Source organism: Photorhabdus hindustanensis (genome assembly GCF_002968995.1).
Classification (GTDB): Bacteria; Pseudomonadota; Gammaproteobacteria; order Enterobacterales; family Enterobacteriaceae; genus Photorhabdus; species Photorhabdus akhurstii.
Window position 1 is genome coordinate 1 of the sequence record NZ_PUWT01000075.1, and the last position, 11,625, is coordinate 11,625.

Here is an 11,625-nt window from a genome sequence, read left to right on the forward strand (position 1 = left end):
AAAAAATTAGAAACCCAAATTTATTTTGCTCACCCTTACTCGCCTTGGGAAAGAGGGATAAATGAGAATATCAATGGACTAATCAGACAATACTTTCCAAAGGGAACTGATTTTAATGAAGTCTCTGATCAGGAAATAAATTTTGTGGTAAACCGATTAAATAATCGCCCCCGAAAAACACGGGGAGGGAAAACACCGAATGAATTATTTAAAGGAATACGAACATGTTTACTTCCGGATTAACGATGTTGCACTTATTATGTGAATCCAAGAATTAGTTTTAATTATAACGAATAATTTTATATATTTAAGTTATTCGTTTACAAAGACTGACTATACCAGCCCCTAAAATAAGTATTGGCAGAAGAGCAAGAATACCGCCCACTATAGGAGCCTGCAATCCGATAGAAACAAGGTATATAATCGGAACATAGAGAATAGATATAATGTAGGTACAGATAATTAATAAAATCAACGCAACGTTAAATTTATTGAACTCTCGTAACATCAAGTCCATTAATAAAAATAACAAAACAGGTAACGTAACAAGATAAGATGCAGTAGGTAAAATTAATGCGACGATAAGGCTAAGTAATCCAGCAACTATCCTTAACATGCTCCGAATATTTGATACCGTTCGGGGTGAAGATGAAAACCATATATTTCTTATCGCTAATGAGATAGAGAATAAAAATGTTAAAATACCTGTAACGAAAGCGGTAAATATAGACATGATAATCAGCCCAATATAGGGTACAGGAAAGTAAACTGCATCTACACTTTCTTTAAATATGTTAATCTCATCTTTTACCGCGAAATGCACTCCCAAATCCCGAACCGTTCGCTGATATCGCCACAAAGTTCCAAGGTTAAGATTCTCAACAATATCACTCATACGGTGGTAATGCTCGTAACCCAAGATGGTAGCAAAATTCATCCCAGTAAACCCTCTATCCAGAAAGACGCTAAAATCTGTGTTATTCTGCAACATCTGGTACACGATAGGGCTAAATGAAAAAGCTACCGGCTTATAAGCATTCCGATTCCATTCTGAAACAAGCGCAAGATTTTTTGCCGATGTCTCAAATAAGAGTGGCACGCCATTATTCCCTCGAGCATCAAAATTAAAAACAACATCTATTGGTTGAGTAGCAATTTCATTAATATTCTTAACAAAGTGATGCACGCCAAGTAATCCCAACTCTTCAGCATCAGAGAATAAGAATATAACGTTGTTTTTTATATCTTCTCTTTCAGCAAGATCCCGCATTAACTGGAGTACCGAAGCGACGGCCATACCATTATCGCTGGCTCCTGGCGCAGTTCTAACACTGTCATAATGCGAAACGAATAATAAGGTTCCTTTTGGCGAAGGAACCTCCAACTTTGCGATAAGATTCGTTCCAGTTAATTCCGATTGATCCTCCACTTGTTTCGCAAAATTGCCTGTATTTATCCTGGCAAACTCTTTATCAAAAGCTCGGCGTTGTTGACTATTGAAGCCTGAATATATTCTCTTCTGCCGAGAGGCCAAATCATCCGCCGAGTAATGAAATGTCTGTTCAGTAACGTTATATCCCATATTATTCATTTCGTTAATCAGGTAAGCCCGAATTAACGTTTGCCGTGTTGAAGCCGCAGGATGAGGTTCCGCAGCAATAACACCAAGTGTTCTCATCACATTCTTAAACCCACTCTCTTTGAAATATTCAACAGGAACTTTATCAGGAAGTACCAGACCGATACCCTGAATAATCGCTACAATTAAAGTTGTTAGAAGACAGATAATCAAAAAAATGCGTTTCATTAAACTCTCCCATTCCGAAAAAATAGTAACAAAATATTATCCTTGATATAATTAATAATATTTTCTCATGTTTTTACAATTCAAATGAAAATATAAAAAATTAATTAAAATAATTACGACTAATTTAAAACAATATAAAACATTATTTTTAACAATAACAGACGCTCTTTTATAATTATATAATCAAAAAATAGTTAGATAAAAACCATATTACCTATAAATTCCCCAAGGTATTATTTACACATTCTTCCTACTGAAATACGACTAATATCATTAGCTAATTCCTAAAAAGATCGCTTATTCCATTCTACAAAGATTACCTGGATAACAGGAATTACAGTTTATATATAGAAAGTATCAGCAAACTTTAGCAGTTTATATCGTGCCGAACCAACAATGTCAGCTATTTATATTTATAGATAGTAAACCATTACCATATTAATAATATTGTATATTTACAGTGAATTAACTATCATAACCCCCGAAGCAATAAGAAATGCAAACCCGGAAAAGCAGCAATCAGCAAGTGGCCAAAATATGCGATTACTGACCATTCGCCAATTTGTTTCGCTACTCCTGTACATCCGATCCGGCTCATATTTGCTAAAAGTTCCAAGCCAGCGCTATCAATCATAACGATTCTAGGCAAAATTTTGAGATTTCTTCAAATCTCAATGATAGGTAGCATTTTCCACACATCGGATGAGTGTTTTTCAGGTTTATCGTCCATAATGAGAAATGAAAATGAATTCCATCTTATTATTCAGAGGGTATTTCGATGAGCACTGCCGTTACCAGTAAAAAAACAAAAAAAACTAAGATTACGGCGAATAATACTGTTGCTAACGGACAAGTACAGTCATTAAGTCGCGGCCTGACACTTTTGGAATATATTTCCGAGTCACCCGGTGGTATCGCCTTAACTGATTTAGCCCAACAAGCCGGATTACCAAATTCCACCACTCACCGCCTTTTGACCACTTTGCAACAGCACGGTTTTGTCCGTCAGATTGGCGATTTAGGGTTGTGGGTTATCGGTTCACACACTTTTATTGTCGGCAGCAGTTTCTTACAGAGCCGAAATTTATTGGCACTCATTCACCCGATTCTCCGCCGCTTGATGGAAGATTCCGGTGAAACGGTTAATTTAGCGATTCTTGATCACAGTGAATATGAAGCGGTTATTGTCGATCAGGTACAGTGTAATGCATTGATGAGAATGTCCGCCCCTATCGGAGGTAAATTGCCGATGCATGCTTCCGGAGCTGGCAAAGCATTTCTTTCAACATTGTCAGATAACCAACTGGTTCAATTATTGCATAAGAAAGGGCTTCATTCTTACACACAACATACCAAGACAACCCCTTCAAGTTTAAAAGAAAATCTGGAACAAGCACGTAAACAAGGATATTCGTTCGATGATGAAGAACATGCTTTAGGTCTGCGCTGTATTGCTGCCTGTATTTATGATGAGCATCACCAAGCCTTTGCGGCTATTTCCATTTCCGGCCCAGTCTCACGGATCACTGATGATCGAATCACTGAACTTGGTGCTTTGGTGATCCGGGCAGCAAAAGAGATCAGTAAAGAATATGGCGGGATTCGTTAATTCTTTTTCTTAAATTATCATATGATTCTCAGGGCATTGATTTTTTCGTGCCCTGTCTTTTCAGACCAATAAATTCAACTTAATTTATCATCCCTCTGAAAATATTATCGGCAACATAATAGAATAATAACAAAACTATTTAATCAGTTTAAAACTAATATCAACAACAAATGAGAAAAAGAATCCAAAAATAATTATATTTCCGGATTCTTACATATATATAAGAATTAGTTAATGGAACACTAATCGATGAGTATCATCCTGATTAAATCGCTTTTGATAAATTCCAAGTACCTGTTCCATTGCCCCGGTTAGAAAGACGTGAAGTATATACATTATATACTGCACCAGCAGCAGTAGCATTGAAACAAGTATCGAGAAATCCTCCACGTACGTTATTATAACCATTCAGAAAACGGATAACATCACCTTCACGAACTTTGCCATCATATCCACTGGTTGTATCTGAAAAAATATACCATGTCAGAGTATCAACTGGACGTGCAGCTTTATCCGCCGTATAAACATTATAAAGTTCAGGTGACGGCGCATGACCATTAGTGCCGAGATATCCCCCATTATTCTGGTAAAGATTGAAAAGAAACACAGTATCACCACTGTAAACCTCTGTCCCTATGGCTTTTCCGCTCGTAGACAAAATTTGCCATGTTCCCGTACCTGTACCCGGAGCGCGGTTCGGCGAAGCAGCCGTGTATACGTTATATTTTGCGCCTTGCGCGGTTGCATGACCATTAGTGTCCAGATAACCACCATTTCCATTATTATAATTGTTTTTAATATGAATTTTATCACCGTATAAAATTACACTAGCCATGATTATATCCTTAAATACTTTCGCGAAGTTATATGTGTGTTATATGAGAATTTTCATGTATTTAATTTAGAGTCAAAAATATCAATTCTTTTTACAACCGCTAGCCGTGGCTAAAAATCCTTGATTCCCAAACTCTATAAAATTATAGAGCTTCCACAAATAAGTGGATCTATTTTTATTTCTTAAAGAAATCATTAAATATATGTTTTTAATTCACATTCCAATTATGCCTTCATAATAAGAAATATATTTCATATTGAATCCCAAGTTTATTTTTGTTAGGAATATTCATACCCCTCACAAGAACAAATAGGGATTAATTTATATTTAATTTAGAGAAATAATTTAATGAGGATAATAATATTAGCTATTGGTGAAAATTGCGATTGCTAATAGCAATCGCCAATTCCCAATAAAATCAGGCTGAAACTTTAACAATAGAGTAAGTTTCTATCTCAGTACGTTGACTAAACCGCTGTTTGCGGCGATACGCAAACACATCTTCCACATGACCATTTCTAATCCGTTCCTGTAACGCCCGCCAGTAGTCTGCTTTAAATAAATCACTATGCATCTCTTCAAAATAGAGACGAATATGATTGTCAGTGCAAAGAAAATGTCGGAATTCCTCAGGAAAAACATCATTTGCCGCCACGCTGTACCACGGTTCACCAGCAAGTTCATCTTCTGGATAACGCGGTGGCGGTATATCCCGGAAATTAACCTCTGTCATATAACAGATTTCATCATAGTCGTAGAACACCACTCGTCCATGTCGCGTTACACCAAAGTTTTTAAACAACATATCTCCTGGGAAAATATTCGCCGCTGCAAGTTGTTTAATTGCATTACCGTACTCTTCGATAGCATCTTTCAGCTTCTGCTCTTCTACCTGTTCCATATAGATATTCAGCGGTGTCATCCGGCGTTCCATATACAGATGTTTAATCAGGATTTTATCACCCAAATCTTCCAGCTTTTCCGGCACTTCTTTCTGCAACTCTTCCATTAGTTCAGGACTAATGCGGGCTTTATCGATAACGAAATTTTCAAATTCCTGCGTGTCGGCCATTCTCCCCACCCGATCATGTTCCTTGACCAGACGGTAACACTCCTGTACCCGCTCCTGCGTCACCTCTTTCTGCGGCGCAAATCTATCTTTAATCACCTTAAAGACGCGATCAAATGAAGGCGAAGTGAATACCAACATCACCATCCCTTTAACTCCGGGGGCAATCATAAATTTCTCTTTGGAGAAGGTAATAAACGCCAGATATTCCCGGTAATATTCTGTTTTACCATGCTTTTGGCAGCCGATTGCCATATAAAGTTCAGACGTTGATTTGGCGGGCAGAATTTCTCTCAACCACTCAACTAAAGCCGCAGGCAAAGGCGCATAAACCATAAAATAGGAACGGGCGAAACCAAATACAATGCTGGCATCAGCATAATCAGTCAGGCAGGTATCGATAAATATCCCGCCAGATTCATTATGATGGATCGGCAACAAGAAAGGGTAAACTTGACTTCCCATGCGGATCTTACCTACCAGCCAAGCCGCTTTGTTACGATAAAACAGTTCATTAGCTATCTGGAAAGTTGCCTGTAATAATTCTTCGACTGGAAATGTTTGTTGTAGATAGTCCGTAATATAATGAACATCTCTCGCTAAATTTTCCCAAGGCAAACGTAGCGGCAGATCATTAAGGATTGTCCGTAACATTGAGGCAAGATCGCCATTAGGGAAAAAATCACGCGACAACGGACGGGGAATGTCCCGGAATCTCCGGGCAGGCTGAGAAGTAAAAATAAATAATTTATCCGGTGTCAGATTACGATGCTCAAACAGACGGCAATAAACAGAATTAAAAAAAACTCTCGGCAATTTCAAACCGGGGATAATCCGGCAATAAACTGGTATAAACAACTTTTACTTTGCCAATGTACTCTTCATCATATCCGAAAGCGCCATGTATGCATTTAAGCTGCTCAACCACCAACCCAACATGATGATCATAAAGATTGATGCGCTTTTTCATCGCTTGCTGAACAGCGAGCCAGTCCGCCTGTTCAAAGCGTTGTTGTGCACCGGAAGTCACTTCCAGAAAGCGACCATATTGTGCATCGAATCCCTGTAAAATAGTCTGCGCTATCAGATGTGCCGAATCTATCCCCATCGCAACTCCTCAATATATTCAGCCTGCAATCGGCAGGCTGAATAGAATCAGAAATATACCCGTCATCTTTCAAATTGAAATCCATAGGGTATAGAACAATCAGAACTGCTGCTCTTCTGTGGAACCTGTCAATGCGGTTACTGACGATGTTCCCCCTTGAATAATCGTTGTGACTTTATCGAAATAACCTGTGCCAACTTCCTGCTGATGAGAAGAGAAGGTATAACCACGGTTAATTGATCCAAACTCTCTTTCCTGTACTTTCTCCACATAATGTTTCATGCCTTCACCCTGCGCGTAAGCATGCGCCAAGTCGAACATGTTGAACCACATACTGTGGATACCCGCCAGAGTAATAAATTGGAATTTATATCCCATTGCTGACAGTTCATCCTGGAAACGTGCAATCGTCTTATCATCCAGATTCTTTTTCCAATTGAACGATGGAGAACAGTTGTAAGCTAGCAATTTACCAGGATATTTAGCATGAATCGCCTCAGCAAAACGACGGGCCATTTCAATATCAGGTGTTGATGTTTCACACCATATCAAGTCAGCATACGGCGCATAAGCCAAACCACGACTAATCGCTTGATCGATCCCCGCTCTGGTGCGGAAGAACCCTTCAACAGTCCGCTCGCCAGTAATGAATTCACTGTCATAAGCGTCACTGTCAGAAGTTAACAGATCGGCTGCATCAGCATCCGTACGAGCAATCAACAGGGTAGGCACGCCAGAAACATCCGCCGCCAAACGCGCAGCGACCAATTTTTGAATAGCCTCTTGTGTCGGAACCAGAACTTTACCGCCCATGTGACCACATTTTTTCACCGCAGCAAGTTGATCTTCAAAGTGAACAGCCGCAGCACCCGCTTCAATCATGGCTTTCATCAATTCAAAAGCATTCAGAACACCACCAAATCCTGCTTCCGCATCCGCCACAATTGGCAGAAAATAATCGATATATTCCTGATTATCAGCATCAATACCATTTGCCCACTGAATTTGATCTGCCCGACGGAAACTGTTGTTAATACGTTTTACCACCGCCGGGACTGAATCCACCGGATACAGGGACTGATCAGGATACATACTGGATGCCGTATTAGCATCAGCCGCAACCTGCCACCCAGAAAGATAAATCGCCTCAATACCCGCTTTTGCCTGCTGTAATGCTTGCCCGCCAGTCAATGCCCCCAATGAGTTGACATAGCCTTTCTTAGCTTTGCCATGTAGCAGTTCCCACAGCTTTTTAGCGCCAAACTGTGCCAGTGTATGTTCTGGATTAACCGAACCACGCAATTTAACTACATCTTCCGCACTGTACGGGCGAATAATCCCATTCCAACGGTCACTTTTCCATTCTTGTTCCAGTTGAGCGATTTGTTGAGTTCTGGAGATTGTCATAACTTCTACTTCCTACCTTTAGTTAAATTAATCGGATAATGGTGTTTTGTTATTATTCGTTTCTTAAATTTTTCTAATGGGATTGGCTCTAATCAAGCAATTGATATCCCGGCAACGTCAGGAAATCTATCAACTCGTCCTGAGTGGTAATGCGCTCCATCAACTTGGCCGCATCGCTAAATCGCCCTTGGCTGAAACGTGTTTCTCCAACCTCTTGCTTAATAACCTCCATTTCCTCTGCCAACATTTGACTAAACAAACTTTTTGTCACTTTTTTACCGTTGGATAATGATTTTTCGTGGTGAATCCACTGCCAAATGGATGTCCGGGAAATTTCGGCTGTCGCAGCATCTTCCATCAAACCATAGATAGGAACGCATCCATTTCCTGAAATCCACGCTTCAATGTATTGAACCGCTACACGGATATTGGCCCGCATACCTTCTTCAGTACGATCGCCTGGGCAAGGTTCCAGCAATTGAACTGCGGTAATCGGTGCATCTTCTTCACGGAAGATATCTAACTGGTTTTGCCGCTCTGCCAAGACCTTATCGAAAACCTCCATCACCGTGTCGGCAAGACCTGGATGGGCAATCCATGTACCATCATGACCATTACGTGCTTCTAACTCTTTATCCGCCCGGACTTTATCTAGTACCCAGTTGTTGCGTTCAATATCTTTACTGGGGATAAAAGCAGCCATTCCCCCCATCGCAAATGCTCCGCGCTTATGGCAGGTTTTGATCAACAGACGGGAATAAGCGTTGAGGAAAGGTTGATCCATCGTGACAGATTGACGATCAGGCAGAACCCGATCACTATGATTTTTCAGTGTTTTAATGTAGCTGAAAATGTAATCCCAACGGCCACAATTAAGGCCAACGATATGGTGCCGAAGATGATAAAGAATCTCATCCATCTGGAATACAGCAGGCAGAGTTTCAATCAATACCGTTGCTTTGATTGTGCCCCTCGGTAATTCAAAACGATCTTCGGCAAAACTGAATACATCACTCCACCACTGAGCTTCATGGTAGGACTGAATTTTTGGTAAATAGAAATAGGGGCCGCTTCCCTTTGCCAACAATTGTTTATGGTTGTGGTAAAAATAGAGCGCAAAATCAAACAATCCACCGGCGATTGGCTCATGCTGATAAAGAACATGTTTTTCCGGTAAATGAAGTCCTCTTACCCGTGCGATCAAAACAGCCGGGTCAGGTTGCAATTGATACTGCTTACCTTGCTCATTAACATAAGAAATTGTGCCATTAACCGCATCACGCAGGTTGATTTGCCCTTCAATCACCTTATCCCAAGCCGGTGCTAAGGAATCTTCGAAATCCGCCATGAAAACTTTTACGTTAGCATTCAAGGCGTTGATAACCATTTTCCGTTCTACTGGTCCAGTGATTTCTACTCTGCGATCACGGAGATCCGCCGGAATATTTTGAATTTCCCACTCACTCTCGCGAATGGAACTGGTTTCCGAAATAAAATCAGGCAATTCACCATCATCAATTTTCTTTTGCCAAATATCCCGATCGACTAACAATTTTTTCCGTGCATCAGTAAACCGAACAACCAGATCTTTCAGAAAATCTACCGCCTCAGGTATCAAAATCTCCTGCTCTGCCGCTCCAAATCGTTTAATAAACGATAATTCAGTCGCTAAAGTTTGCTGCGTCATTCATCTATCCTCATTTTAAAGCCACCTGAATAAGAGTAATAGATATTTAAAATAAATCAAAAACGATTTCCATTTTTTTTAAAAATTTATTTTTATCCAATAAAAAACAATTAGTTATAAAGAAAATTACCTATTTTAAATTAGAGAAATTGATTCCATAAATCATAAGATCATTTGGTTAAGTTTTTGTTATATAAGATAAACTACAAAAAGTGCGATATTTTGATAGGTACTAATGACAGGAGATCAGAAAAAATCAGAAGGGTTAAATGGCTGAATTTCAGCCATTTATAAAGATATTAATCCAGTGTTGGATTCATGTAGGTAAGATCATATGGCGTGATCTGGTACACATAATAATTTAGCCAGTTGGAAAATAATAAATGCCCGTGACTACGCCATGATGCCAGTGGTTTTCTTTCTGGATTATTATCTGGAAAATAATTTATTGGGATCTTTGGCTCCAAACCTGCTGCTAAATCGCGTAAATATTCACTCGCCAGCGTTCCGGCATCATATTCAGGATGCCCAGTGACAAATACCATACGCTTATCTTTACTCGCCAGTAAATACACCCCCGCATCCTCAGAATTGCAAAGAATATCCAGATCAGTATGTTCACGAATAACCTGCTCAGGAAAATCTGCATAGCGAGAATGAGGCGCAAAAAAAGATTCATCAAAGCCGCGAGTCAATAATGCTAAAGGCTCCAAAGTAGAATGATAATAAACACCGGATAGTTTTACTTCTCTGGTAAGCTTCGGTAAGTCATACAAAATATTCAAAGCTGCTTGCACAGCCCAACAAATAAATAGAGTAGAAGTGACATGCTCCTTCGCCCAACGAATTATTCTCTCTATCTGCTCCCAATATGCCACATCTTCGAATTCAACTAATCCTAATGGCGCACCAGTAACAATTAAGCCATCAAAATTTTGATGTTTTATCCGTTCGAAATCACAATAAAAGTTATTCAAGTGCTCAGCGGGCGTATTCCTGCACTTCCGGTTATCTACTCTCAGTAGCTGGATATCTACCTGTAAAGGCGTGTTGGATAATAATCTTAGAAATTGATTTTCAGTCTCAATTTTCTTTGGCATCAGGTTAAGCAGCAATACCTTTAGTGGACGTATATTTTGAATATTCGCACGGGTAGATGTCATTACGAACACATTCTCATTTCGTAAAAAATTCACTGCGGGTAATTCATCCGGTATACAAATTGGCATGCTATGACCTCGATTTTTTATCCATTTACACGTTTAGACTTCCAGACAGCTAAATCTAACTAAGTATTAACAAAATGTCGAGGCTTTACAAGTAAGCTGAAATTATTTCATTTTTGGTCATATTTCGATATTCAATATATAAATAATTAATAGTTTTTAATATTATGAAAATGAAATAATTTCAATTTTATTTTATAACAAAAGACATCAAACTAATATTAATTAAATATTTAAAATAAATCACCTAAAATTCAATGATGTTATTGCTAAGAATCTAATAATTCAACATAAAATGACGCAATATATAAATAATTCAATTTCAAAACTATAAATATAAAAACAATATATTCTAATAAAGAAACAAAATTATTTTATGAATCGATAATGTATTAAAGTAATTTCGGGATGCAAAGTATCGAGGGCAACATAGCCACAGCAACCGCAGGAATGGCTCACAAGGGAATCAATCCGAAACTACCAGCCGCAGATGGTAAAAACGCTGGAGATAAAGGGATGATTAACAAAAGCAAATTTCGACAAGCATCGTAACGTTTATGGAGCCAAAGCAGCGGCTGTCTTACAAACGCAAAAACCCCAGCTTACGCTGAGGGTTTCTACTGTATTTAAAGCCTGGCAGTGTCCTACTCTCACATGGGGAGACCCCACACTACCATCGGCGCTACGGCGTTTCACTGCTGAGTTCGGCATGGGGTCAGGTGGGACCACCGCGCTATCGCCGCCAGGCATATTCCGTTTTATTCCAACCCTTGTCTGACTCTCCGTCAACACAACCATTGGAACCAATCTCTGAACAAGCTGAAATCTGTCTCTCTTCTGTCTTCCGACTTCTGTTTGCTGTCTTCCGACACCAAAA

General features: G+C 39.3%; 7 protein-coding genes, 1 rRNA gene and 1 pseudogene. 2 read left to right on the top strand and 7 right to left on the bottom strand.

Features of this window, described 5'->3' with window-relative positions; all coding sequences use genetic code 11:
- Positions 1 to 243: IS30 family transposase (locus C6H66_RS22010; RefSeq protein WP_146111095.1), on the top strand; the 243-nt coding region annotated here is incomplete at its 5' end.
- Positions 244 to 307: 64 nt separating this feature from the next.
- On the opposite strand, the gene C6H66_RS22015 is transcribed toward C6H66_RS22010, so the two are convergent.
- Positions 308 to 1,807: a M28 family metallopeptidase gene (locus C6H66_RS22015; protein ID WP_046396128.1), complete on the bottom strand. Its 1,500-nt coding sequence runs from the start codon at positions 1,805 to 1,807 to the stop codon at positions 308 to 310.
- A 778-nt stretch (positions 1,808 to 2,585) separates the two neighbouring features.
- On the opposite strand from C6H66_RS22015, the gene iclR reads away from it, so the two are divergent.
- A complete protein-coding gene (iclR, locus tag C6H66_RS22020; protein WP_105396727.1) occupies positions 2,586 to 3,416 on the top strand; it encodes a glyoxylate bypass operon transcriptional repressor IclR in 831 nt (276 codons plus the stop codon).
- A 265-nt stretch (positions 3,417 to 3,681) separates the two neighbouring features.
- Here iclR and C6H66_RS22025 read toward each other — a convergent pair whose 3' ends face one another.
- The 6 genes and pseudogenes from C6H66_RS22025 to rrf form a co-directional block, all read right to left on the bottom strand.
- Entirely contained in the window at positions 3,682 to 4,251 is a 570-nt protein-coding gene (locus C6H66_RS22025) for a hypothetical protein (RefSeq protein WP_036778146.1), read from the bottom strand.
- 418 nt (positions 4,252 to 4,669) lie between these two features.
- Positions 4,670 to 6,428 (bottom strand): annotated as a pseudogene (aceK, locus tag C6H66_RS22030) (bifunctional isocitrate dehydrogenase kinase/phosphatase).
- A 99-nt stretch (positions 6,429 to 6,527) separates the two neighbouring features.
- Positions 6,528 to 7,835, bottom strand: coding sequence for an isocitrate lyase (aceA, locus tag C6H66_RS22035; protein WP_105396728.1), 1,308 nt, complete (start codon positions 7,833 to 7,835; stop codon positions 6,528 to 6,530).
- A gap of 88 nt (positions 7,836 to 7,923) precedes the next feature.
- Positions 7,924 to 9,522: a malate synthase A gene (aceB, locus tag C6H66_RS22040; RefSeq protein WP_105396729.1), complete on the bottom strand. Its 1,599-nt coding sequence runs from the start codon at positions 9,520 to 9,522 to the stop codon at positions 7,924 to 7,926.
- Between the two features lie 299 nt (positions 9,523 to 9,821).
- Entirely contained in the window at positions 9,822 to 10,751 is a 930-nt protein-coding gene (gene metA, locus C6H66_RS22045; protein ID WP_036811487.1) for a homoserine O-acetyltransferase MetA, read from the bottom strand.
- A gap of 628 nt (positions 10,752 to 11,379) precedes the next feature.
- A 5S ribosomal RNA gene (rrf, locus tag C6H66_RS22050) occupies positions 11,380 to 11,495 on the bottom strand.
- Positions 11,496 to 11,625 lie beyond the last annotated feature (130 nt).